Origin of the sequence: Paraburkholderia sp. A1RI-2L (assembly GCF_048957375.1) — a bacterium.
Lineage (GTDB): Bacteria > Pseudomonadota > Gammaproteobacteria > Burkholderiales > Burkholderiaceae > Paraburkholderia.
This window is the reverse complement of sequence record NZ_JARBTA010000003.1, coordinates 179633-204423: the sequence shown is the minus strand read 5'-3', so window position 1 is coordinate 204423 and position 24791 is coordinate 179633. Positions and strand designations below refer to the sequence as shown.

At 66.1% G+C, this 24791-nt stretch carries 22 protein-coding genes; 7 read left to right on the top strand and 15 right to left on the bottom strand.

The window, feature by feature from the left end; genetic code table 11:
* Positions 1 to 98: 98 nt before the first annotated feature.
* From PWP93_RS24055 to PWP93_RS24040, 4 genes are all read right to left on the bottom strand, one after another.
* A complete protein-coding gene (locus PWP93_RS24055; RefSeq protein WP_421046308.1) occupies positions 99 to 1037 on the bottom strand; it encodes an MBL fold metallo-hydrolase in 939 nt (312 codons plus the stop codon).
* A 40-nt stretch (positions 1038 to 1077) separates the two neighbouring features.
* Positions 1078 to 1422 (bottom strand): zinc ribbon domain-containing protein YjdM, encoded by a 345-nt coding sequence (locus PWP93_RS24050; RefSeq protein WP_421027537.1) that lies wholly within the window; start codon positions 1420 to 1422, stop codon positions 1078 to 1080.
* Positions 1423 to 1481: 59 nt separating this feature from the next.
* Positions 1482 to 1670 carry a ribbon-helix-helix protein, CopG family gene (locus PWP93_RS24045; RefSeq protein ID WP_421027536.1) on the bottom strand — a complete coding sequence of 63 codons (189 nt, stop codon included), beginning with the start codon at positions 1668 to 1670 and terminating at the stop codon, positions 1482 to 1484.
* A 148-nt stretch (positions 1671 to 1818) separates the two neighbouring features.
* On the bottom strand, positions 1819 to 2262 hold the full coding sequence (locus PWP93_RS24040; protein WP_421046307.1) for a hypothetical protein: 444 nt from the start codon (positions 2260 to 2262) through the stop codon (positions 1819 to 1821).
* Between the two features lie 278 nt (positions 2263 to 2540).
* Here PWP93_RS24040 and hyfB point away from each other — a divergent pair, with 278 nt between their 5' ends.
* The 7 genes from hyfB (at position 2541) to PWP93_RS24005 (ending at position 10574) form a co-directional block, all read left to right on the top strand.
* The gene (gene hyfB / locus PWP93_RS24035) at positions 2541 to 4550 is read left to right on the top strand and encodes a hydrogenase 4 subunit B (protein ID WP_421046306.1); all 2010 of its coding nucleotides are present in this window, start codon (positions 2541 to 2543) and stop codon (positions 4548 to 4550) included.
* Positions 4547 to 5497, top strand: coding sequence for a respiratory chain complex I subunit 1 family protein (locus tag PWP93_RS24030; protein ID WP_421027533.1), 951 nt, complete (start codon positions 4547 to 4549; stop codon positions 5495 to 5497). The genes hyfB and PWP93_RS24030 overlap by 4 nt, the downstream gene beginning before the upstream one ends.
* Positions 5498 to 6157 carry a formate hydrogenlyase gene (locus PWP93_RS24025; protein WP_421027532.1) on the top strand — a complete coding sequence of 220 codons (660 nt, stop codon included), beginning with the start codon at positions 5498 to 5500 and terminating at the stop codon, positions 6155 to 6157.
* Complete coding sequence (locus tag PWP93_RS24020; RefSeq protein WP_421046305.1) at positions 6150 to 7610, top strand: hydrogenase 4 subunit F; 1461 nt, start codon at positions 6150 to 6152, stop codon at positions 7608 to 7610. Before PWP93_RS24025 ends, PWP93_RS24020 begins: the two co-directional genes overlap by 8 nt.
* Positions 7611 to 7613: 3 nt before the next feature.
* On the top strand, positions 7614 to 9176 hold the full coding sequence (locus PWP93_RS24015) for an NADH-quinone oxidoreductase subunit C (RefSeq protein WP_421046304.1): 1563 nt from the start codon (positions 7614 to 7616) through the stop codon (positions 9174 to 9176).
* Positions 9173 to 9691, top strand: a complete 519-nt coding sequence (locus tag PWP93_RS24010; protein ID WP_421046303.1) for an NADH-quinone oxidoreductase subunit B family protein — start codon at positions 9173 to 9175, stop codon at positions 9689 to 9691. The genes PWP93_RS24015 and PWP93_RS24010 overlap by 4 nt, the downstream gene beginning before the upstream one ends.
* 154 nt (positions 9692 to 9845) lie before the next feature.
* Complete coding sequence (locus tag PWP93_RS24005; RefSeq protein WP_421027528.1) at positions 9846 to 10574, top strand: DeoR family transcriptional regulator; 729 nt, start codon at positions 9846 to 9848, stop codon at positions 10572 to 10574.
* 71 nt (positions 10575 to 10645) lie between these two features.
* On the opposite strand, the gene PWP93_RS24000 is transcribed toward PWP93_RS24005, so the two are convergent.
* The 11 genes from PWP93_RS24000 to PWP93_RS23950 form a co-directional block, all read right to left on the bottom strand.
* The gene (locus PWP93_RS24000; protein WP_421046302.1) at positions 10646 to 11683 is read right to left on the bottom strand and encodes an ABC transporter permease; all 1038 of its coding nucleotides are present in this window, start codon (positions 11681 to 11683) and stop codon (positions 10646 to 10648) included.
* A 72-nt stretch (positions 11684 to 11755) separates the two neighbouring features.
* Complete coding sequence (locus tag PWP93_RS23995; protein ID WP_421046301.1) at positions 11756 to 13276, bottom strand: sugar ABC transporter ATP-binding protein; 1521 nt, start codon at positions 13274 to 13276, stop codon at positions 11756 to 11758.
* Positions 13277 to 13361: 85 nt separating this feature from the next.
* On the bottom strand, positions 13362 to 14366 hold the full coding sequence (locus tag PWP93_RS23990) for an autoinducer 2 ABC transporter substrate-binding protein (RefSeq protein ID WP_421027525.1): 1005 nt from the start codon (positions 14364 to 14366) through the stop codon (positions 13362 to 13364).
* A gap of 93 nt (positions 14367 to 14459) precedes the next feature.
* Complete coding sequence (locus tag PWP93_RS23985) at positions 14460 to 15527, bottom strand: ABC transporter permease (RefSeq protein ID WP_421046300.1); 1068 nt, start codon at positions 15525 to 15527, stop codon at positions 14460 to 14462.
* 39 nt (positions 15528 to 15566) lie between these two features.
* Positions 15567 to 16505: a ribokinase gene (gene rbsK / locus PWP93_RS23980; protein ID WP_421046299.1), complete on the bottom strand. Its 939-nt coding sequence runs from the start codon at positions 16503 to 16505 to the stop codon at positions 15567 to 15569.
* Between the two features lie 133 nt (positions 16506 to 16638).
* Positions 16639 to 19026, bottom strand: a complete 2388-nt coding sequence (locus PWP93_RS23975) for an aldehyde dehydrogenase family protein (RefSeq protein ID WP_421046298.1) — start codon at positions 19024 to 19026, stop codon at positions 16639 to 16641.
* Between the two features lie 13 nt (positions 19027 to 19039).
* On the bottom strand, positions 19040 to 20044 hold the full coding sequence (gene deoC, locus PWP93_RS23970) for a deoxyribose-phosphate aldolase (RefSeq protein WP_421046297.1): 1005 nt from the start codon (positions 20042 to 20044) through the stop codon (positions 19040 to 19042).
* A gap of 160 nt (positions 20045 to 20204) precedes the next feature.
* Complete coding sequence (locus PWP93_RS23965; protein ID WP_421046296.1) at positions 20205 to 21860, bottom strand: FGGY-family carbohydrate kinase; 1656 nt, start codon at positions 21858 to 21860, stop codon at positions 20205 to 20207.
* Between the two features lie 52 nt (positions 21861 to 21912).
* Complete coding sequence (locus tag PWP93_RS23960) at positions 21913 to 22641, bottom strand: SDR family oxidoreductase (RefSeq protein WP_421046295.1); 729 nt, start codon at positions 22639 to 22641, stop codon at positions 21913 to 21915.
* A 25-nt stretch (positions 22642 to 22666) separates the two neighbouring features.
* Positions 22667 to 23923 (bottom strand): sugar ABC transporter permease, encoded by a 1257-nt coding sequence (locus PWP93_RS23955; RefSeq protein ID WP_421046294.1) that lies wholly within the window; start codon positions 23921 to 23923, stop codon positions 22667 to 22669.
* Between the two features lie 11 nt (positions 23924 to 23934).
* Positions 23935 to 24759, bottom strand: a complete 825-nt coding sequence (locus PWP93_RS23950; RefSeq protein WP_421046293.1) for an ATP-binding cassette domain-containing protein — start codon at positions 24757 to 24759, stop codon at positions 23935 to 23937.
* Positions 24760 to 24791: the final 32 nt, after the last annotated feature.

Genomic DNA, 24791 nt, shown 5'->3' with positions numbered 1-24791 from the left:
TCTGGCAAATGAGCGCATGGTGACGAAGAACGTGAGGAGAGGTCCGCGAGAAAACTATCGATTGTTGGGGAAGATGATGCGACGCCCAAAGGCAATCCTCATCCAAGCCGGTAAACGCCTTCCTCGTCCACGACGACCCGCCCATCGGCCACCAACTCGACCAGATGCTGCGAAATCGTCCGCGTCTCGGCGGACACCACCCAGGGCCCTTCGTAGCCCAGCGGATAGAGCAAGCGCAGCTCGACGAGTTGCTCCAGCGTCTTTGGCGATTCCTTGAGCCACGCCAGCAGGCGCTGTTCGCGCTCGTCGATTTTGGCGCCGAACGCCGCGAGATCGCGCAGGAAATGCTCGCGGTCGGTATACACGCCGCGATGATGCGACGTGACCCAAACCTTCGCCGGAATGTCGGCAAGCCGCGCGATGCTGCGGCGAAAATCGCGCAGGCTCGAACTGCCGTCACCGTAGTAAGGCCCGAAACCCGTCAGGTCGATATCGCCGGTGAAGGCCACGCCCTCGGGCTCGACCAGCAGAACACAGTGGCCGGCGGTATGGCCGGGCAGATGAAATGCGCGAATGCGCGACTGGCCGAGATCCCAGCAGGCACCGTCCACATAGCCCTGCGCGTCCGGCCGCGGCGCATAGAAGAAGTCGCGCTGGAGCATGGCCAGCAATGCCGCCTCGCCCTTCACGCCGGCGCCAAGCATGCCATAGGCGCCGATCATGCCGTCCCAACTGCGAATCGCCGGCAAATCGGCCTCGTGCACATGCACAGCGGCGCGAGGAATGCGATGGAGGCCCGTCATATGGTCTTCGTGCACGTGCCCCATCACCACCAGTTCGGTTGCCTCGAATTCAGCGCCGATGTGATTCGAGACTAGCGGCGTATCGAAAGCCGCGCGCGTGTCCGAGCCGCGAATGAGCACCTGATTGCCATCCGGATACTTACCGCTCTTCGCGCCGAACAGCACGGAAACGCGGCCGAAGTCGGCGCGCGCTATGGTGATGGGTGAAGCGGAACTACCGGGAGTCTGGTCCATGTCGATCCGCCTCTTTCCGCGTTTTTACCGCGTTTTTTCGTTAGGCCTTCTTGACGAATTCCGACTTCAGGCTCATTGCACCAAAACCGTCGACCTTGCAGTCGATGTCGTGATCGCTATCGACGAGGCGAATGTTCTTCACCTTGGTGCCCATCTTGATCACGCCGCCACCACCCTTCAGTTTCAGGTCCTTAATGACGGTAACGGTATCGCCATCCTGCAGGATATTGCCTGCCGAATCGCGATACACCTTGCCCGCGGGCTCGGCTGCGGCAGCCTCGGCATGCGCGCCCCACTCGTGGCCGCATTCGGGGCAGATATAAACGGCGCCGTCTTCATAGGTGAATTCGGAATTGCATTGCGGGCACGGCGGTAATGCGGTCATGTTCAACTCTCAAGCCTGTTTAAAGCGGTTATTACGTAGTCGGCGGGCGACGCCGGCATTCACCGGCGCGCGCGCGTGCCGACGGTACTCTGCGTCTTGTAGGTCACGCCATGCTGCGCAAGGTAGTCGCGGATCAATTGGCGGACCACCTGCGAGGGCGTCAAATCCTGTGCCGAGCACAGCTCTTCAAATGCCGCCTTCTTCGCGGGGTCGATCAGAATCGTCAGTCGGGCGCTCTTGGTTTCCATCACGCGGGTCTTGGGAGTCCAGTCCAGATATGTTAATCAAATTATAATCGAATCCGGACGCCCGTAGTGGATCGTGGGGCCCGGCCTGCTTCCGGATTGACCGGGTCGTAGCGACGGAATTGACCCGCCCCCCGTTTTTCCGCAGCGCTCACGCGCTATCCGCAAGCACGCCAGCCAGAAACTCGCCGAGCCGCGCGTCCCAGTCCGTTTCCCGCGCGTCGATCTCCAGCGTTTCGACGCAGGCCATACGCCCGTCGAAGCGCATGACGCTGTGCCGTTGGGGCGGCAGCGTATCGCCGAAGAACAGGCCCGCCTCGTCCAGCAGCAGGCAAGGCTTGTTCCGGTAGCGAGCCGCCATCACCGAAAGCGCGTCCTGAACATGCCGCGCCGATTGCGCCGGATACACGAACACGAGATGCACGCCGGCCGCGTCGAGCCGCTCGCTCAATGCCGCAAAGCGGTGCAGCAGCTGAAACCCACGCCCGCCTGCCCGGCCGACACCCACGGCCACGAGCCCACGCTCGCCGCCCGCGTCCCGCAAGCGTATCCGTTTGCTCTCATGGGTCAGCAATGGAACATCTACTTCAATCATGCGCCTACTCCCCTGCAACGCTCCCACCTGATCCAACCAAGTGTAATAGCATGTTAATCATCTTAACATCTCATTTAAACGTGCGTGAGGTCGCGCCAGGGGCATATCGACACCCTCTGGAAACGCAAAATCGATTCTGATAGCATGTTAATGTTGTTAACATTCTCTGTTAACAACATGCGATTCAACGTGTGATTCAGCCCGGCGCTTCGTCCCGAGGGCCGCATGACACCCAGCGCCCACCCACGACTCGCCCAGCCCAGCGGAGACCCGGCTCGATGGAATCTCGTATCGTGATCCAGCTCGCGCTCTGCATCGTTGCGGGCTGGCTGGCGATCGGTTGCGCGGGGCTCGCATATGCGCGCCGCACGCGCGTGGTGGCGCATGGCCTCTTTCCCGCCGGCGCGCTGTTCGGCGTGCTGCTGTTCGGGCTGGGCGTCTATGCCATGCGCGGCCCGACGCAAACGCTCGTATTACCCATCGGGTTGCCGGGTTTGCCGTTCCACCAGCGCATCGACGCGCTTTCGGCCTACTTTCTCGCCGTGCTCGGCCTCGTGAGCGCCGGCGTGAGCGCGTTCTCGTCGGGTTATTTCCGCAAGGGCGAAGGCACGCCGCCAGGCCTGCTGTGCTTCGAGTACCACGTGTGCCTCGCGAGCCTCGCGCTCGTGCTGCTCGCCAACGACGCGTACGGCTTTCTCGTCGCATGGGAAATGCTGACGATCTCGGCCACCTTCCTCGTCATGAGCAATCACCGCATCGCCGAGATTCGCGGCGCGGCGTTTCTCTACTTCCTGATCTCGCACGCCGGCGCTCTGGCATTGCTGATTTCGTTCGGATTACTACAGGCTGGCACGGGCGACTACACCTTCGACGCCATGCGCGCGCAGCACCTCTCGCCGCTCTGGGCGTCGGTGGCCTTCCTGCTCGCGCTGGCCGGCTTCGGCGCGAAGGCCGGCATTTTTCCGCTCCACGTCTGGCTGCCCGAGGCGCATCCCGCCGCGCCCTCGCCGGTCTCGGCGCTCATGAGCGGCTTCGTGCTGAAAGCCGGCCTCTACGGCATGCTGCGCACGGTGTTCGACCTGCTGCACCTGCAGATCGCCTGGTGGGGCGTACTGATGCTCGCGCTCGGCCTCTTCACCGCGCTATTGGGCGTCGTGTTCAGCGCGATCCAGTCGGACATGAAGCGGCTGCTCGCGTATTCGTCGATCGAAAATATCGGCCTGATGTTCGTGAGCCTCGGGCTCGCGGTGCTGTTTCGCGCGTTCGGCATGAACGGGCTCGCGGCGCTGGCCATGACGGCGCTGCTCTATCAGATCGCGAGTCACGCGGCGTTCAAGAGCCTCTTGTTCGTCGGCACCGGCGCGGTGCTGCACGCCACCGGCGAGCGCAATCTCGGCCGCCTCGGCGGCCTGATTCACCGCATGCCCTGGACCGCGTGGGCCGCGCTCGTCGGCGCGCTCGCGAGCGCCGGCTTGCCGCCGCTCTCCGGCTTCGTGTCCGAGTGGCTGCTGCTGCAAAGCTTTCTGTTTACGCCGGGGCTGCCGAACCCGTTCCTCAACATGGCGATACCGCTCATTGCCGCGCTGATCGCGCTGGTCGCCGCGCTCGCGGGCTACACCATGGTCAAGTTCTTCGGCATCGTGTTCCTCGGGCAGCCGCGCGAAGCGTCGCTGGCCCGCGCGCGCGACGCCGGCCGCTGGGAGCGCGCGGGCTTTGGCTGGTTCGTCGCGGCCTGCGTGCTGCTCGGCCTCATGCCGGTGCAGACGGTGCGCGCGCTCACGCCCGTCGTGCGGCAGCTAGCGGGCGCCGATCTAGGCGCGGCGCTGCAGGCGGGTAGCTGGCTGCTGCTCGCGCCCACCGGTGTCGAGCGCGCGAGCTACATGCCCGCCGTTTTCCTCGCGTTTTTCGTGGGCTGCTGCGGGCTCGCTTATCTGCTCGTGCGCCGCTTCTATCACGGACGGCTGCGCCGCGCCGCGCCATGGGCGTGCGGCAATCCGTTCGTGACCGCGCGCATGCAGGATTCGGCCGAGGGCTTCGGGCAGCCGATCCGCGAAATCTTCGCGCCATTGTTCCGCATCGAGCGCAGCGTGCCGTCGCCGTTCGACGCACAGCCCACTTACCGTGTCACGGCCTCGGACCGCACGTGGGCCTGGATCTACGCGCCGCTCGCGCGCGGCCTGCGCTGGATGGGCGCGCTCGCGGGACGATTGCAGGCGGGCCGCATCGCGGTCTACCTCACGTGCAGCTTTCTCGCGCTCATCACCTTGCTCATTCTGGTGCGCCGATGATCACGCTATCCGGAGCGCTCTCGCAAGGGCTCGAAATTCTGGTGGCGCTGGCCGCCGCGCCGCTGCTCTCGGGCTGGATCGGCGTTTGCCGGGCGCGGCTCCAGGGCCGGCGCGGACCGAGCTTGTGGCAGCCGTACCGCACGCTGCACAAGCTCTTCAACAAGGAGTCGGTGGTCGCGCTGCACGCGAGCCCGATCACGCGTCTCGCGCCCTATGTCGTGCTCGGCTGCATGACGCTGGCCTGCGCGATCGTGCCCACGCTCTCGACCGATCTGCCGCTTTCGCCGGCCGCCGATGCCATCGCGCTCGTGGGCCTGTTCGCACTCGCGCGCGTGACGATCTCGCTCGCCGCCATGGACACCGGCACCGCATTCGGCACGCTCGGCGCGCGGCGCGAAATGCTGGTGGGCTTTCTCGCCGAACCCGCGCTGCTCATGGTGCTGTTTTCCGCCTCGCTGATCACGCAGTCGACCGGCCTCACGCGCATCGTCGCCACGCTGAGCCACGGCCAGCTCGCCATCTACCCGAGCCTCGCGTTCGCGGGCATTGCGTTCGCCATGGTCTCGCTCGCGGAGAACGCGCGCCTGCCCGTCGACAACCCCGCCACGCACCTCGAACTCACGATGATCCACGAGGCGCTGATCCTCGAATACTCGGGCCGCCATCTCGCGCTGATCGAATGGGCCGCGAGCCTGAAGCTGTTCGCCTATTCGTGCATCGGCCTTGCGCTATTCGTGCCTTGGGGCATTGCCGAAACGGGCAACCCGCTCGCGCTGCTGCTGGCCGTGCCCGCGCTGTTCGCCAAGCTGTTCGCGGGCGGCGCGCTGCTCGCACTGGTGGAGACGCTCAACGCGAAAATGCGGCTCTTCCGCGTGCCCGAGTTTCTCGCCACGGCTTACCTGCTCGCCGTGATCGGCATGCTCGTCCATTTCCTGCTGGGGGCCTGAATGCACGCCCTCGCCACGCAGATCATCAACTTCCTCGCCGCGATCCTGCTGCTCATCTCGTTCGCGATGCTGAGCCAGCGGCGCATTCTCGCGCTGATCCATCTCTACACGCTGCAGGGCGTCACGCTCGTGCTGGCCAATCTCGTGCTCGGCTACGTGACCGCCGACACGCACCTCTATATTTCCGCGTCGCTCACGTTCGTGCTCAAGGTCGGGCTGATTCCCTGGCTCCTCTACCGCATGGTGCGACGGCTGAACGTCACGAGCGACGTGGAGCCGCTGCTCAACATTCCCGCCACGCTGCTCACGGGCATCGTGCTCGTGGTGGTGGCCTTCAACGTGGCGCTTCCGGTCACGCAGTTCGCCGCGTCAGTGGCGCGCGGCACGCTCGGCATCGCGCTCGCCTGCGTGCTGCTCTCGTTCATGATGATGATCACGCGCGCGAAGGCGGTGCCGCAGGTGATTGCGTTTCTCTCGATGGAAAACGGACTCTTTTTCGCGGCGGCGGCCGCCACCAACGGCATGCCGATGATCGTCGAGCTCGGCGTCGGGCTCGACGTGCTCGTCGGCATGCTGATTCTCGGCGTGTTCATGTTCCAGATCCGCGAGCAGTTCGACAGCCTCGACATTCACCGCCTGGAAGAACGCAAAGATGAGTAGCGCCTGGATACTCGCGGCGGTGCTCGGCCTGCCGCTCCTCGCCGGTGCAAGCCTCGCGCTCGTGGGCGCACGCCGCCTCGCGCCGGACCTGAACGCCGCCTTCAGCCTGCTCACGCTCGCAGCCGCCCTCTGGCTCGCACAGCGAACCATGACGCAAGGCCCGTCGTTCGCGTTCGGCCATGCGTTTCACGTCGACTCGTTCAATGCGTTTCTCGTGGCGCTCACCGCGCTGATCGGCTGGACCACGGCGCTCTTTTCGAAGCCGTATATGCGCGTCGAGCGCGAACGCGGCCGCATGAGCGCGAACCGCACGCGGCTTTATCACGCCATGTACCAGCTGTTCGTCTTCGCGATGCTGCTCGCGCTGCTGACCAACAACATGGGCGTCCTGTGGGTAGCGATGGAAGCCGCGACGCTCGCGGCCGTGCTGCTGGTGGCGGTCTATCGCACGGCGGCCAGTCTCGACGCCGCCTGGAAGTACTTCATCCTCTGCGGCGTGGGCATCGCGCAGGCGCTGTTCGGCACGATCTTGCTGTATCTCGCCGCGAGCCGCGTGCTGGGCGGCGACGACGCGCTGCTGCTCACGAGCCTGAACGCCGCCAAGGCGACCCTCGACCCCGCCATCGTGTCGCTGGCATTCGTGTTTTTGCTGATCGGCTATGGCACCAAGGTCGGCCTCGTACCGATGCACAACTGGCTGCCCGACGCGCACGCCGAAGGCCCGACGCCGATCTCCGCCGTGCTCTCGGGCCTGCTGCTCAATGTGGCGCTTTACGCGGTGCTGCGCTGCAAGGTGCTCGCCGACGGCGCGCTGCAAAACGGTTTGCCCGGACACCTGCTGGTGGGCTTCGGGCTCGTTTCCGTGCTGCTCGCGACGTTCTCGCTGTTCAGGCAGACCGACGCCAAGCGCCTGTACTCGTTCTCCTCGATCGAGCACATGGGCATGATGACGTTCGCGTTCGGCCTGGGCGGCCCGATGGCGACGTTCGCGGGGCTGCTGCACATGAGCGCGCACGCGCTGATCAAATCGGCGATTTTCTTCAGCGTCGGCCATGCCGCACAAAAAACCGGCACCCAGGCGATCGCTGGCATTCGCGGCCTCGTGCGCACGAGCCCCGTGGTCGGCTGGGGCATGGTGCTGGGCACGCTCGCGATCCTCGGCATGCCGCCGTCCGGTGTATTCGCGAGCGAATTCCTGATTCTCACCACGGCGCTGCAAACGCTGCCGTGGACCGTGCCCTTGCTGATGCTGGCGCTCGTCGTGGCCTTCGCGGTCATTTTCCGGCGCATGCAGGGCATGGCGTTCGGCGAACCCACGGCGCGGCGGCTCGAATACCGCCCTGCGCTGCTGCCGGTGTTCGTTCATCTGGGCATCGGGCTCATGCTCGGGCTCTACATTCCGTCCTGGCTTGCGGCGTGGTATCGCGCGGCCGGCGCCGTACTCGCAGGTTGAGCGATGCGCATCGATACACTCCACTCGCGCGGGCTCGCACGCCTCGCCACTTTCGCCGATGCGCCAGCGGCGCTCATCGCGCAAGTCGACGCCGCTGCATGGCTGAGCCTGGCCGCCGAAGTCGACGCAAGCGGCGGCCGCCTGATCTCGATCTGGGGCGACGAGCGCCACGATGGCACCCTCTCCGTCAACGCCGCCTATGCCGTCGAGGACGGCTTGCTATGGGTCCGGCTGACCGCCGGCGATGCATCGTCGGGGGCCGCCGCGTACCCCGACCTTTCGGCGCTGTTTCCCTGCGCGGTGCGCATGCAGCGCGCCGTCCACGATCTGACCGGCCTGCGCGCCCATGGCGCCAGGGACGTGCGCCCGTGGCTCAATCACGGCAACTGGCCCGCCGACTATTTCCCGCTGCGCCGGGCGGCATCGGGCACCGAGCGCTTCGAATCGAACGAGGCCGATTACGCCTTCACGCGCGTGGAAGGCGAAGGCGTGCACGAAATCGCGGTGGGGCCGATCCACGCGGGCACCATCGAGCCCGGACACTTCCGCTTCTCCGTGGTCGGCGAAAAAGTGCTGCGGCTGGAAGAGCGGCTCGGCTACGCGCATCGCGGCATCGAGCGCCTGTTCGAGCGCACGCCGGCGCTTTCCGGCCATCGCGTGGCGGCCCGCATTGCCGGTGACAGCAGTGTCGCGTTTGCATGGGCGTATTGCATGGCGCTCGAACGCGCGCTCGTCACGACGATTCCCGCACGCGCGCAATGGCTGCGCGCGCTGCTTCTGGAACGCGAGCGCGTCGCCAACCATCTCGGCGACCTGGGCGCGCTCGGCAACGACGCCGGATTCGCACTCGGGCTCGCGCAGTTCTCGCGTCTGAAGGAGGACTGGCTGCGCCTGAACGAGCGCGCATTCGGCCACCGCTATCTATTCGACGCGATCGCGCCCGGTGGCGTGGCGCGCGATCTCGACGCGCAACAAGCCAGCGCGATCGTCGCGCAGTGCGAGCACATCGAGCACGAAGTTCACTCGATGCAGCGCATCTATGACGATCACGCCGGATTGCAAGACCGTTTCGCGAAAACCGGCACGCTCGCGCCCGCCGTGGCGGCACGGCTTGGCGTATGCGGACTCGCCGCGCGGGCAAGCGGATCGACGATGGACTTGCGCGTGGACCACGGCCCCACGCCGTACCGCGAAATCGGCGCGCGCCACGCCAGCGACGAGCGCGGCGACGTAGCCGCCCGCGTGGCGCTGCGCTTTCGCGAGGTGGACGAATCGCTACGGCAGATTCGCGCGATCATCGCGGAACTGCCGGACGGCGGCGTTGCCGTGCAGCCCCGCACCACCCGCACGTCCTCGTTCGGAGCGGGCTGGATCGAAGGCTGGCGCGGCGAGGTGTTCGTCGCGCTGGAAACCGCGGAAGACGGCATGCTGGCCCGTTGCCACTGCCATGATCCGTCGTGGCAAAACTGGCCCGCGATCGAAGTGGCGATCATCGGCAACATCGTCGCCGACTTCCCGCTGATCAACAAATCGTTCAACCTCTGTTACGCGGGGCACGACCTGTGACGTGGCAACTTCTCAAGCGGATCGCCAACACCCGCGCTCCCGCACAATCGCTGCCGGAAGGCGGCGACGACTGGCGCACCCAGGCCCAGCAACTGCATCAGCAGATTCTCGACGTGCTCGGCCGCGCGCTGTGCATCCGGCAAATCGATGCGGGCTCGTGCAACGGCTGCGAGTTGGAGATTCACGCGCTCGGCAACCCGTACTACAACATCGAGGGATTGGGGATCCGGTTTGTGGCGAGCCCCCGCCACGCCGATATGCTGCTGGTGACGGGGCCGCTCGCGCTGAATATGCGCGAAGCGGTGCGGCTGGCTTACGAGGCCACACCCGCGCCCAAGCTGGTTGTAGCGGCTGGCGAATGCGCCTGCACCGGCGGCATCTTTAAGGATAGCTATGCAGTTTGCGGTGGGCTTTCGCAGCTTGTTCCCGTGGACGTGAGCATTCCGGGGTGCCCGCCTGCGCCGCTCGAACTGATGAAAGGCATTCTCGCGGCGCTGAGGGCTTCGGGAGCGTGACGACAGCGTAGCCACACCGGCAAGGCCAAATCGCCTGGCAACCGTCCGGCTTGCTTGTTATAATTCGATCACGCGCACGACACAAATGTAACGTTCGGCGTTTGCAGGCGGTTGCCGACGATTGCCATCGCGCTCCTGCCGAACCACCCACTTCATGACCAAAACCGACCGGCTGCGCACCCTTGCCGACGCGCTCGCCAAGCATAACGTCATGCATTTGCGGGATGCAGCCAGCGTGCTTGGCGTCTCCGAAATGACGGTGCGGCGCGATATCGCCGCCCATCCCGAACGTTTTACGTACCTGGGCGGCTATATCGTGAGCGCCCAGGATGTGCCGAACACGGGCGGCTATTCGCTCGAACACGAAAAAGACCACTTCGCGCAGGCGAAGGCAAAGGCCTCCGCGCACGCTGCACGGCTCATCGGGCAGAACGACACCATTTTCATCGACTGCGGCACGACGCTCGCCGCGCTCGCTCGGCTCCTCCCATCGCAATTGCAGATCACGGCCGTGTGCTATTCGCTCAACGTGGCCGAGATTTTGCGACGCATGCCGAACGTGCGCATGATTCTGCTGGGCGGCGTGTACGTGCCGTCATCGGATTCGTTCTCGGGCGAAGAAAGCCTCGAAATGTTGAAGCGCATGGGTATCAACAAAGCGTTCATTTCGGCCGGCGGCGTGGACGCCGCGCGCGGCGTGACGTGCTGGAACGCCCACGAAGTGCCGCTCAAGCAGGCCGCCATGAGCAGCGCCGTCGAAAGCCATCTCGTTGTTGACGCAAGCAAATATGGCGTGGTCAAGGCGTGGCGCTTCTCGCAGATGGAAGACTTCGCTTCGATCATCACCGAGAAAGGCCAGACGCTGCGCGCGCGCGGCGCGTGAGGCCAACTACCGCGGAATAACTACCCGCGCCACGCACTCACTACACGGGCCGCGCGCTGCAACGCACAGGCTCAGCCGCGCCGGCGCAACGCGAACAGCGTGCCGGCCACCAGAATGAACGCGCCCACAATCACCTTCTGCCAGGTGCTCGGCACACCTATCAAAATGAGCACATTCTTGACTAGCGTAACCAGCGCGACACCCAGCAGCGTGCCCGCCACGGTGCCGCTGCCGCCCGTGATGCGCGCACCGCCGAGTATCACGGCGGCAATCACATCGAGTTCCGACCCCACGAGATCGAACGGATTCGCCAGCCGCGTATTCGACACGTGCAGAATGCCGGCCACGCCCGCCAGAAATCCCGTATAGCCGAACACGAAGACCCGTATCGCGCGCAGGTTGAAGCCTAGCCGCTCCGCAATTGCCGTGCTGCCTCCCATCGCATACACGCCGCGCCCCATCATCGTGCGATTGAGCAGCCACCACGTGAGAATCGCGGCCGCCACGAGCGCGAGCGCGGAGACCGGCAGCACCGCATGCAGCCCGTCGGCCGTCTGGTACGCGATGAGCGGCGTCCGGCCAAAGTAGTCCATGCTGTGCGGAATGTTCATGAAGAAGGTCGTGCCGATGAAAGTCAGCAGCAGTCCGCGATAGAGATATTGCGTGCCGATCGTCACGATCAGCGAGGGCGCCTGCAGCCGGTGCACGAGCACGCCGTTGATCACGCCGAGCACGATGCCGCCCACCGCGCCCGTGAGCAGAATGAGCACGAACGGTGCATCAGGCCACCAGGCGAACACGGCCTTCGTGATCGCGTACATGGTGAGCGCGCCGATGGCCGTAAACGACACGTCGATGCCGCCCGATGCCAGCACGACCAGCGTGCCGAGCGCGAACAGCGAGGTGATGGTTGCCGAGTGCAGCAGGTCGAACAGCGTGGCCCACTGGAGAAAGCGCGGGTTGATCGACGCGACGATCACGCAGGTCAGGACGATCAGCGTGAGCGTGAACCACTCGGGATTGCGGGCGAGTTTGGCGCGCCAGTTGAGCGGCAAGGTCTGGCGCGCGACTTCGACGGTGTTGGATGGCGTGCTCATTGTCTGATTCATGCTCGTGCGGGATCCGTCAAACGTTATGCGAGTCTCGGCAAGTGTTTCGGCCAGTTGTTTCAAACCGCTGCTTCAAGCCGCTTCGGCAAGCAGCGCGCGATACAACTGGGCCTCGGTCAGCCCCTCGGCGCGGTAAGCATCGGCGAGGCGCCCTTTACGCATCATCAGCACGCGATCGCAGTTCTGCAGCAGTTCGGGCAGGTCGTCGCTCACGAGCAGAATGCCGATGCCGCGCTGCGAGAGCCGCTGCATGATGCGATAGATAATGTCTTTCGAGCCGACGTCCACACCCACGGTCGGGCCGTGCAGGATCAGCACGTGCGGGTCGATGGCGAGCCAGCGGCCGATCAGCACGCGCTGCTGGTTGCCGCCCGAGAGCGACTGCACCGCCTTCTCCACGTCCGGCGTGGCGATCTGCAATTCCTTCACGGTGTCTTCCGCCAGGGCGCGAGCCCGCGCGCGGTCGATCTGCCCGAAGCGATCACGCAAGCCCGCGATCATTGCCGTGATCACGTTGTCGCGAATCGGCTTGTCGAGAAAGAGTCCTTCGTTGAGACGGTCCTCCGGGACATAGCCTATGCGCGCGCGCCGCGCGTCGCCCGGTGTCGCAAGCTTGATGATGCGGCCTTCCAGCACGATCTCGCCGGCGTCGGCGGGCGCCACGCCGGCAAGCGCGCGCGCCAGCTCGTTGCGGCCCGAGTCGAGCAGCCCCGTGATGCCGAGAATCTCGCCCCGATGGAGCGTGAACGACACCTCGCCGAACTGACCCGCGCGGCCCAGGCCACGAACGTCGAGCAGCACTTCTGCAGCCGGCGCTGCGGCTCGATAACGCTCGAGGGAAAGCGCGCGCCCCGTCATCAGTTCGCTCAGTTGCGCCTTGGTGTAGTTGGCGATAGGGCCTTGCGTGACTTTCTGGCCATCGCGCAGCACGATCACCTCGCCGCCGATCGCGTAGCACTCGTCGAGCTTGTGGCTGACAAACAGCACGGTCACGCCCTGCGCCCGCAACTGGCCGAGCACGGCAATCAGGTTGGTCACTTCCTTCTGCGTGAGCGAGGTGGTCGGCTCGTCCATGATGACGAACTTCGCCTCGCTCGCTATCGCCCGCGCGATGGCCACTAGCTGGCGCGTCGCGAGCGGCAACTGCTCGATGAGCGTGGCCTGGAAGTCGGCGTCGCCCGGCAGGCCAACGGCCTTGAGCGCGCGCGCGGCCGTTTGCGCGAGCTCGCGGCGGTCGAAGGTGCGGGCAAGGCGTCCGCCGTGCTCGGCCAGTTCGGCCGTGAGCCCCACGTTTTCGGCAACGCTCATGTTCGGCAGCAGCGATAGATCCTGATAGACGGTTTCGATGCCGGCTGCGAGCGATTCGAGCGGCGAGAGCCGCGCATGGCGCTCGCCGTCGATCACGAGCTCGCCTTCATCGGGCGGCTGCGCGCCCGAGATGATCTTGATGAGCGTGCTCTTGCCGCATCCGTTCTCGCCGAGCAGGTGGTAGATCTGGCTGCGCTCGAACGTGAGCGTCACGCCGCGCAGCGCGTACACGCCGGTAAAGCGCTTGTGCACGTCAAGCACCTGCAATAGCGGTTCTGAAGCCATATGCTGACTCTTCGCGAGTGGGTTTTGGCGTGATGGTGAGGCACGCGCCCGTTCGACGAACGTTGCACGCGCCACCTTCTCCCGATCAGAAGTTGTATTGCTTGTAGTTCGACTTGTCGACGCTGACCCAGCCCTGGCCGCGCACGATAATGCCCTTGCCCGGCCCCTTCGACACCGTGACCTTTTCATAGCCGGGCAGCCCGAGATTCGCGCCGTTCTCCACCGTCTTGCCGTCGATCAGCATCTTCGCGATTTTGTTCATCGCCTCGCCGGCAAGCTTCGGGTCCCAGAACGCAATGCCGTTTATCGCCCCGCTTTCGAGGTACTTGCCGGCCTCCGTCGGCAAGCCCGTGCCATAGACGCAGATCTTGCCCTGCAGGCCCGCTTCCTCGACAGCACGGCCAATGCCGATCACGTCGAGCGAGGACGAGCCCTGGAAGCCCTTGAGGTCCGGGTGCTTGCGCAGCACTTCCTTGGCTACTTCGTAGGCGTGCTCGCCGTCGTTGTTGGTCTCGAGATTCGTCTCGACGAGCTGCATCTTCGCGAACTTCTTCTTCGCGTTGTCGATGCCGCCATTGGCCCATTGCACCTGCGAGCGGCTGCCGAGCGAGCCGACCATCGTCGCCCATTTGCCTTCGTCGTGCATGCAGGCGGCGAGGCGGTCGTTGAGCGCGGCGCCGTAGGCAGAATTGTCGAACGCCTCCACGTCGACCATCGTGTTCTTCGCGTTGTCGGCCTCGTGCGTGACCACCTTGATGCCGCGATCCATCGCCTTCTTCAGCGCCGGCTCGAGCGTGGGCGGATCATACGGCACGACTGCGATCGCGCTGACCTTCTTCGCGATCAGGTCGTCGATGATCTTGAGCTGCTGCGCGGCATCCGCGCGGCCAGGGCCGGTCTGGTACACCGTGATGCCCGGATTGTCCTTGCCGAACTCCTTGACGCCGTCGTCCATGCGATTGAACCAGCTGATGCCGGTCACCTTCACGACGGTCACGATCGTCGGATTTTCCGCCGCATACGCAACGGCCGCGGCGCTCGCCGCGAGCGCGCAAGCCGTGAGTGCCACGCTGAGTCTCTTGAAGTTCATGTCGGATGTCTCCTTTTTTGTTCGCTGTCGCCCCGAAATGATTGGCGACGGACCTCCGAGGCGCGAGGCCCGCCTGCGGCACGGTCCAGCCGGTCAGCACGATGCCCGTCCTTTCTGCCCTTTCTGCCCTTTCTCGCCGGACCGTGCGGCGGGCGGCGACCCCGTGAAGCCGAAAATCGCGCGCACGCGCTCGCCGCCCGCGAACGCGAGCGAGAGCAGCAGCAGAAAGCCCCAGGCGCAGTCGCCGAAAAACTGCGACACGCCCATCAGGTTGAAGAGGCTCGAAAGGAACTGCAGCACCGTCGCGGCGAAAAATACGCAGATGATGCGTCCGTAGCCGCCCGCCGGATTCACGCCGCCCATCACCGCAATCAGAATCGCAATCAGCAGATACGAATTGCCGTAGTCCCATTTCGCGCTGAGCGTGTGCGAGACGCTCACGAGGCCGGCGAGCGAGGCGAGCACGCCGCACATCGCATAGGTCGTGATCAGCATGCGCGCGCGCGGAATGCCCGCATAAAAGGCCGCGCGCTGATTCGTGCCCATCAGATAGAGACGCAGCCCGAACGGCGTGCGCCTGAGGAGCCACCCTAGAAGCACGACCACGGCGACGAACAGCAGGAACGAAATCGGCACCTGGAAAAACGTGCCGTTGCTGATATCGGCAAGCGGCTCGACATAGTCCACGTGCACCGAGGCGCCATTGCTGAGCGCCACGGCAAAGCCCGTGAAAAGCAGCTGCGTGCCGAGCGTGCACAGAATGGGCGTGAGCCCGAGGCGCGCAATCACCACGCCGTTGAGCAAGCCGCCAAGCAGCCCCATGCCCACCACGATTGCGCAAAAGAGCGCCGTATAGAGCGCGGGCGAGTCGTCGCCGCTCACGAGGCGCGGCACCACCAGCGCGGCGATCATGCCGGAGAGGTTCGCGAGCCCCACGCCGGAGAGGTCGATGCCGCCATTGCCCGAGAGCATGGAGAGCATGATGCCGAGCGCGAGCATGGCGACTTCGGGAAGTTGCGCGCTCATCGACTGCAGATTGTCGATGCCGACGAACTGGCCACGCGACACCCACACCGCGACCAGCACGACGAGCAGGTTCACCACCAGCAGGAAGTTCAACTGCCGGTCGCCGAACCAGCGGGCCAGGAGAGCAGGCTTCATGGACCTCGTCCTTTGCTGTGAAATTGCAGCGTTCGATGCTCAATGCGCCGCGGCGCTGCACTGCGCGAGCATCGCGTCGACTTCCTCGCGTCGCGGCATGGAGGGCGCCGTGCCCGGCCGCGTCACGGAAATGCCGGCGAGCGCGCAGCCGAAGCGGGTGGCAGAGAGCGGATCCTCGCCGCGCGCGAGCGCGGCGGCAAAGCCGCCCGTGAACCCGTCGCCCGCGCCCGCGGTTTCCACTACCGGGCCGCAATGGAATGCCGGCAGCAGCACCGAAGCATCGCGCGCATGGAGCAGCGCACCCGCTTCGCCCAGCGTCACGATCACTGCGCCCGCGCCTTTCGCAAGCAGCACGTCGGCTGCGCGGCGCGCGTCTTCGGCGTTGTGGATTTCGATGCCCGTCAGCACTGCGGCCTCGGTTTCATTGGGCGTGACGTAATCGCAGAGCGGAAAAATGTCGTCGGGCAGCGACATGGCCGGCGCCGGATTGAACACGGTCTTCACACCGTGGCGGCGCGCCAGCTCCAGACCGCGCCGCGCCGCCGCGAGCGGCTGCTCGAGTTGCGTCACGAATACCTGGCAGGCCGCAATATCGGCCTCGATCGCGTCGGCGTCGCCGGGCTCCATCGTCCCCGCCGCGCCCGCCGCTACGATGATCGCGTTCATGCCGGTCGTATCGTCCACGAAGATGTGCGCGGCTCCCGTGGCAAGGCCTTCCACTGCCCTTGCGCGCGCCGTAATGCCTTCGGCGGCCCAGGTGGCGCGCGCGATCTCGCCGAACGCATCGTTACCCACGCGCGTGCAGAACACCACCTGCGCGCCCGCGCGCGCTGCCGCCACCGCCTGATTCGAGCCCTTGCCGCCCGGCCCCATCGCGAACGCCGATCCGGCGAGCGTTTCACCGATCATCGGCATGCGGCTCGCGCGGAACGCGAGATCGGTCACGTAGATGCCGAGTATGACGACGCGCCCGCTCATCGCCGCAGCTCCTTCGCGCGCGGCGCGCGGGCGTCAAGAAGCGGATGCAGATTCTTCAGCATGTTGTCTCCTTGTCGGACAGCTGGCGCTCAGTTGGCGCTCAGCTGGCGCTCAGTTGGCGCTCAGTTGGCACTCAGTCGCCGTACGGTATCCAGATGTTCTTCACTTGCACGGCCTGGCGCAGGATCGCCAAACCGGCGCTGGTCCGCTCGAACCAGTCCATCCGACGGCCATGATCGACGAAGGTCCGCTTGAGATTGCCCACCGACTCTCGCTCCACGAGTGCCGAGTCGGCCGCCGGGCCGAAGCACCAGAGCGCGTCCACGTCGTCGTGCCGGGCGAGCGCCGGCAGCAGCGCCGTGCGCTCGCCGGTCAGGATGTTCAGCGCGCCTGCGGGCACGTCCGAGGTTTCCACAACCTGATAGAAGTCCGTGGCGGCAAGCGGACACGTCTCGCTCGCCAGCGCGACCACGCGATTGCCCATCGCCAGCGCAGGGGCGATCAGCGAAACGAAGGCGAGCAGCGGCGCTTCGTCGGGGCAGGCAATGCCGATCACGCCCAGCGGTTCGTGCATCGCCAGCGCAACGCCGCGCAGGGGCGGCGTGCGCACCGCGCCATCGAATTTGTCGGCCCATGCTGCGTAGCTGAACAGACGGTCGATAGCCGCCTCCACTTCGCGCTGCGCCGCGTGCGCGTCCTGCCCAGCGCGACGCACAAGCTGCCGGGCGAACTCTCCCGCGCGCGCACTCAGGTTCTCCGCGAGGTAGTAAAGCACCTGGGCGCGGCCGTGCGCGCTCATCTGCGTCCACTTGCTCGCGTCGCGCGCGGCCGCTACCGCATCGCGCACGTCCTTGCGGCTGCCCGCGCCGACTTCGCCCACCCATTCGCCACCCGGCGCGAACACGGCACGCGAGTAGCCGCTATCGGGCCGCACTTGCTTGCCGCCAATGAAAAGCTTGGCAGTACGATCCAGTTCCGATCCCGAACTCGCTGCCGTAGCATACGGCACGTCCGCTTTCGTTTCGCGCGGCACGCGCATCGGCAACTGGCTCCAGGCAGCGGGCTTCAAATATTCGTACACGCCCTCTCGCCCACCCTCGCGGCCGAAGCCCGACTCTCGGTAGCCGCCAAAGCCCACGCTCGCGTCGAACAGATTCGTCGCGTTGATCCACACCACGCCGCATTGCAGCCGCGGCGCGATGTCGAGCGCGCGGCCGATGGTCTCGCTCCACACGCTCGCGGCAAGTCCATAACGCGAGTTATTCGCAAGCGCCACCGCCTCTTCGGGCGTGCGAAAGCTCATGGCCGCGAGCACGGGTCCGAAGATTTCCTCCTGCGCGAGCGTCGATGCAGGCCCGACTCCGGTCACGAGCGTGGGCGGATAAAAGCAGCCGACTGCGGGCAGTTCGACTTCGTGCGGCTGCCAGATGCCGCAGCCCTCGCGCCTTCCTGCCTCGACCAGCGTCTCGATGCGTTCGAGCTGCACCGGATCGACGATCGCGCCGATGTCGATGCCCTTGTCGAGCGAAGGCCCCACGCGCAGCGTCGCCATGCGGCGCTTGAGCTTCGCCAGAAAGCGCGCTTCGACGCCTTCCTGCACCAGCAGGCGCGAACCGGCGCAACACACCTGCCCCTGGTTGAACCAGATGGCGTCCACCACGCCTTCCACGGCACCGTCGAGGTCCGCGTCGTCGAAAACGATGAACGGCGACTTGCCGCCCAGTTCGAGCGTGAGTGATTGACCCGTGCCTGCCGTCGCGATGCGGATGGCGCGGCCCACTTCGGTCGAGCCGGTAAAGGCGATCTTGTCGACGCCGGGATGCGCGACGAGCGCGGCGCCCGTGCTGCCATCGCCCGTCACCACGTTGAGCACGCCCTTCGGCAGCCCCGCGCGATGCGCCAGCTCCGCGAACAGGAGAGCGGTGAGCGGCGTGTACTCGGCGGGCTTGAGCACCACGCAGTTGCCAAGCGCAATGGCGGGCGCCACTTTCCACGCGAGCATCAGCAGCGGGAAATTCCACGGCACGATCTGGCCAATCACGCCATGCGGCGACCAGCCCGTTAGTTCGTCATCCTGAAGTTGCGCCCAGCCCGCGTGATAGAGGAAATGACGCGCGACCAGCGGCACGTCGAGGTCGCGCGCTTCGCGAATCGGCTTGCCGTTGTCGAGCGCTTCGAGCACCGCGAACAACCGGCTATGCCGCTGCACCATGCGCGAGAGCGCGTAGAGATGCCGCGCGCGCGCCGCTCCCCCCATCGCGAACCATCCGGGCTGCGCCGCGCGCGCCGCGGTAACGGCGGCGGCCACGTCGGCCGCATCGCCCTGCGCCACCGCCGCGAGCGTTTCGCCCGTGGCCGGCGCGCGCACCTCGAAACGCGCGCCTGACTCGCGCCCGCGCCACCCGCCGTCAATGAAATGCCCGAATTGCGCCTCGTGCTGCGCCAGCCACGCGCGCACGGGCTGATCGTCCTCGGGCGCGGGACCGTAATCCATGGTTCGAAAATACTCGGCTACGCTCATCGGTCTGATCTGCTCAGGCTAGGGGGTGGCGGTGATAGGCCGAATAGCGGCCGCTCACATGGTGTTCGAGCTGCCGCTCGATATCGGCGAGCAGGCTCGACGCGCCGAAACGGAACAGCTCGGGCTCGAGCCACGCACGCCCCAGCTCTTCCTTCATGAGGATCTGGTACGCGAGCGCGGTTTTCGAATTCGATACCCCGCCCGCAGGCTTGAAGCCCACCCGTGCGCCAGTGCGATCGCGGTACTCGCGGATCATGCGCACCATGACGAGCGACACGTCGAGGGTCGCGTTGGTCCCTTCCTTGCCGGTGGACGTCTTGATGAAATCCGCGCCCGCCATCATGCAGACCATCGACGCCCTGGCGATATTCGACAGCACGCGAATGTCGCCGGTGGCGAGAATCGCCTTGAGGTGGGCATCGCCACAGGCGGCGCGAAACTCGTGCACCTCGTCGTAGAGCGCGCGCCAGTTGCCCGTCAGCACATGCTCGCGCGTCACGACGATATCGATCTCCTGCGCGCCGTCCGCCACCGACGCTTCGATTTCCCTGAGCTTGAGCGCGTGCGGATTGAGGCCTGCCGGAAACCCCGTGGAGACCGCAGCCACAGGAATGCCGCTGCCCGCCAGCGCATCCACGGCGGCGGCCACGAACCGGTGGTAGACGCACACGGCGCCGGTGGCGATCGCCTCGGGCGCAAAGCCGAGCGCCGCGAGCAGGTCTGCGCGCACGGGACGGCGCGCCTTCGAGCAAAGGCGGCGCACGCGGCCTTCGGTGTCGTCGCCGTTGAGCGTGGTGAGGTCGATGCAGGTCACCGCCTTCAGGAGCCAGGCGGCCTGGGCGTCTTTCTTGACGGCGCGGCGCGTGCCCAGCGTGGCGGTGCGCCGCTCGACAGCCGACTGATTGACGCGCAACCCATCGAGCCACGCCGCATCGAACGCCACACCGGCATTGCGTGCGGCGCGCCCGGCAACTGCGCTATGCAACGCGACAAGCGAATTCGTTGAAGCTTCTGACATGGACAGGGCGTGAATTTGTGGGATGCACATCAAATAGCGTTAGCTTTCTCTCATCGATCCTATACCGATGAAATAATCATGACAACGCCAGTTACAATCCTGTCTGGGCGTCTGTCGCCCGATCACACAAAGCTGCGGCCTTGCAGCGCCTATGAAGCAATCAGGCCGGCGTCTGGCGAATGGCCCTCGCGAGGTCCTGCAACTGCCTGAACGCCGCATATCGAGCGTCGTGCAGCGCGGCAATCTCGCCGGTCGCGGGCGAATGGATCGTGCCGATCCGCGACATGCGCGACATCGCCTGTTGCAGGTCGTCGAACAGGCCGGCCGCCACCGCGCCCAGCATCGCGGCACCCAGCAGCACGGGTTCCTCCGCCTCGGTCACGAGCACCGGCGTGGCCGTCGCGTCGGCCAGCAACTGGCGCACCAGCCCCAGCCGCCCCGCGCCGCCGCTGATCACAATGCGCTCGACCGGCGCGCCCGCCGCCGCCTGGGCTTCGATGATCTGGCGCAGGCCGTAACCAATGCTGCAGACACCCGCCACATAAAGCGCGACGAGACTCTCGAGGTCCGTCTCCATGCCCAGGCCCGCGATGACCGCCCTCGCGTGCGGGTCGGCGAACGGCGCGCGATTGCCGAGGAATTCGGGCACCACATGGAGGTCCCGTGCCAGCCTCACCGCCCCCGAAAGCAAGTCGGACGCCTGCACCGCCAGCCCCGCGAGCATGGCGGGCAGCGACTGGCCGGCCTGTGCCGCGCGAGCCTGCATCTCGGGCGCCAACGGGTGCATGCCGATGAGCCGCTCGATCGCCGCGCCTGTGACCGATTGCCCGCCTTCGTTCAGCCAGGTCTGCGGCACCATCGCCGAAAAATACGGCCCCCACACGCCGGGCACGAAGACCGGCTCGCGCGTGGTGGTCATCGTGCACGACGAGGTACCGAACACGTAGGCAAGACAGGCCTCGGGCGCGCCATCGGCGCCCACCGTGCCGATGCCGCCCGCGTGCGCATCGATCACGCCGGCGGCCACCGGCGTCCCCGCCAGCAGACCGAGCTCGGCTGCGGCTTGCGGCGTCAACCCGCGCCCGAGCGATGTCCCCGGTTCGACCACGCGCTGTCCGATGCGCGCGAAGCCCTCGTCGGCGAGCGCGCCCAGCCCCACCGTGCGAAAGTAGCTCTCGTCCCAGCGCCGCTCGTGCGCGAGATAGGTCCATTTGCAGGTCACGGTGCAGGTGGAGCGCGCCAGATCGCCACTCGCGCGCCACGTGAGGAAATCGGTCAGGTCGAAGAACTGCCACGCGGCCTCGAACACGTGCGGGCGATGCTCCAGCAGCCACAGCAGCTTCGGGGTCTCCATTTCCGGCGAGATCGTGCCGCCGACGAAGCGCAGCACCTCGTGGCGCGTCGCGTTGATGCGCTGCGCCTGATCGACGGCGCGATGGTCCATCCACACGATGATGTCGCGCTCGACGTCTTCCGTGGGCCCGACGGGCAACGGCCGCCCGCCTTCGCCCAGCACGACCAGCGAGCAGGTCGCATCGAAGCTGATGCCGGCGATGGCGTCGGGCGCGAGCGCAGCCGCCGCCAGCGCATCGCGCACGGCGCTGCAGACGGCGCGCCAGATCTGCGTGCTCGACTGCTCGACGATCGAGCCGCTCGAATGAAACACGCTGATGTCGTGCTTCGCCGACGCCGCCATGACGCCGTTCGCATCGAAAACGCCGGCGCGCGCGCTGCCCGTGCCCACGTCCACGCCGATCACGTAGCGCGCGCCGCGCGCAGCGCCCGACGCCGCACTCTCCAGGTTCGCTGAGGTCATTGCAGTGGGTCTGTCCGATGAGGTGAGGAAGCGATGCTATGAGCGGGGCCGCTCAGAGATCCACGCTGTTGGGCAGGATCACGAGATCGCGAATGGTCACGTTGCGCGGCCGCGTCAGCATGAAGACGACCGCATCGGCGACCTCCTTCGGCTGCATCAGACTGCCGGCTGCCAGGGCTTCCTCCATCTTGGCCTTCGGCCAGTCGTCGAGCAGCGCCGTGACGACCGGGCCGGGCGCGACCGCCCCCACCCGCACGCCATATTTGGCGACCTGGCGGCGCGTGGTGTGCACGAAGGCCTGCACGGCGAATTTGGACGCCGTATAGATCGGCTCCCACACGACCGGCACGATGCCCGCGATCGAGCTCGTGAACAGGATGTCGCCCGAGCGCTGGGCGACCATGTGCGGCAGCACCGCGTGAACGCTGCGAAACGCCGCGTTGATGTTCAGGTTCAGCATGCGGTCCCATTCGTCGGGGTTGCCGCTCACCACCTCGCCGCCGATATAGGCGCCCGCGTTCGCGTGAAAGATGTCGAGTCCGCCGCCTAGCTGAAGGATCTTCGGCAGCATGCCCGACACCTCGGCGCCCTGCAGCAGATCCACCTGCAAGGGCAGCGCATTCGGCCCCAGCTCCGCACAGCAGGCATCCAGCCGGTCCTTCGCGCGGTCGATCAACACGACCTTTGCGCCCTCCCCGACCAGTGCGCGGGCGCACTCGAAGCCGATACCCGACGCCGCTCCGGTAATGGCGGCCACTTTCCCCTTCATGGATTCAGACATGAACGACTCTCCAGGATGCATGGGATTACGCGCGGCCGTGCGTGACACGCGAGCGGCGCGCCAGCGAATCGACGATCACCGCAATGGCGAGCACCGCGCCGGTGATCATGAAACGCAGCGACGAAGACAGATTTAGGAGCGTGAGACCGCTTGCGATCGACTGGATCACGATGATCCCGAGCACCGCGGACCAGGCGCTGCCGCGCCCGCCGAACAGGCTGGTGCCGCCGATCACGGCCGCCGCGATGGCGTTGAGGTTGACGTCGCCGGTGCCGGCCTGCTGGCTCGCCGAGGCAAGGCGCGCCGCCGTGAGCACGCCGCCCAGCGCCGCCAGCGCCGCGCACAGCACGAAGGCGCTCGTATAGATGCGCCGCACATTGATGCCGGCGCGCCGCGCGGCTTCGCGATTGCCGCCCACGGCGTTCATCGAGCGCCCCCAGCGCGTGCGCGTGAGCGCGTAATTCATCGCGACGGCGAGCCCGAGAAACACGCCGAACATCAGCGGCACGCCGCGTCCCTGGTCGAGATAGGTCACCACGAGTTCGAGAAACAGCGTCATGAGCGCCGCACGCACGAGCAGACCGCTCACCGACGGAGCCGAGAGACGGGCCGCGCGGCGGCGTTCACGCGTGCGCAGTCCGAGCACCACCATCGCAAGCCCCGGCAGCAACGCCAGCCCGTGCGAGACAACGGCAGGGATGATCATCAGTTGCCCGAAATTCACCATGGTCGAGCCGTATGGCAAGTTGATCGAGCCATCCGAGCCGAGCACGTAGAGTTGCATGCCGAGTATCGCCAGCAGCCCGGCAAGCGTCGACACGAAACTCGGCATGCCCAGGCGGTTCAGCAGCAGCGCGTAGAGCGCGCCGATCACGCCGCCGACGACGATCGCGGCGGCAATGGTCAGCCACACCGGCCAGCCCTCGTTCACCCACAACAGTCCCAGCAGCGCCGAAGCGAAACCGCTCATCGACCCCACCGAAAGATCGATTTCGCCGACCAGCAGCACACAGACAATGCCAAGCGAAATGACGCCGACCGTGGAGCAATCGAACAGCAGATTCACGAGGTTGTTGGCGGACAGAAAAACCGGGTTCAGGCTCGTGAACACCGTCCAGATGATGATGAGGCCGACGATGACCGGCAGCGACCCGAGGTCGCCCGAGCGGATCCGGTCGACGAAAGCGCAGAGGCTTTCTCCCACGCCGCTCGCATGCTTGACACGCACATCGCTGCGGTCGAGCAGCGGGGGCGGCGTGGCGCCCTGTGTTTCCTTGCTCATGATCGTTCCTTTCATTGCGCGTCGTGCCTGGCGTTCTGCTCGGCTGCCCGCCGTCCGGCGCGGCGCGACACCGCGTTTTCGGTGGCGCCCGTAATGGCGGCGACCAGCTCCGCATTCGAGGAATCGGGATAGAACACGCCGTTGTTGCGGCCGAGCCGCAATACGACGATGCGGTCCGCCACGGCGCGCACGTCCTCCATGTTGTGGCTGATCATGATGACCGCGTGGCCGCGCTCGCGCACGCGCTCGATCAGGTTCAGCACCTCGGCCGTCTGGGCCACGCCGAGCGCCGCCGTGGGCTCGTCGAGCATGATCAGCTTCGGGTCCAGCAACAGCGAACGCGCGATCGCCACCGTCTGGCGCTGGCCGCCGGAGAGCGAGGCCACCACGTCGCGCACATCGGGAATGCGCGCCGACAGCTCGTTGAGCAGCGTCCACGCGCGCACTTCCATCTGCACTTCGTCGAGGCGCATCGGACTCAACTCGCGGCCAAGAAAAATATTGGCGACGACGTCGAGGTTCTCGCACAGCGCGAGGTCCTGAAAGACCGTCGCAATGCCGAGGTCGAGCGCCGTGGCCGGATCGGTCAGCGTGACCGGCTGGCCGCGGAACGTGATCGTGCCCGCGCTCGGTTGATGGACGCCGGCCAGCACCTTCACGAGCGTCGATTTGCCGGCGCCGTTGTCGCCCACGAGGGCCACCACTTCGCCTGCGTGGACGTCGAGTTCGATGTCCGTGAGCGCGGAGACCGCGCCGAAGTGCTTCGAGATGCCGCGCAGACTCAGCACGAGTTCGCCCTGCGCGGCACCGGAATTCTCGATCATGGACTCAGTCATGAACTTGCCTGCTCTCTGTAAAGCCCGGGGGA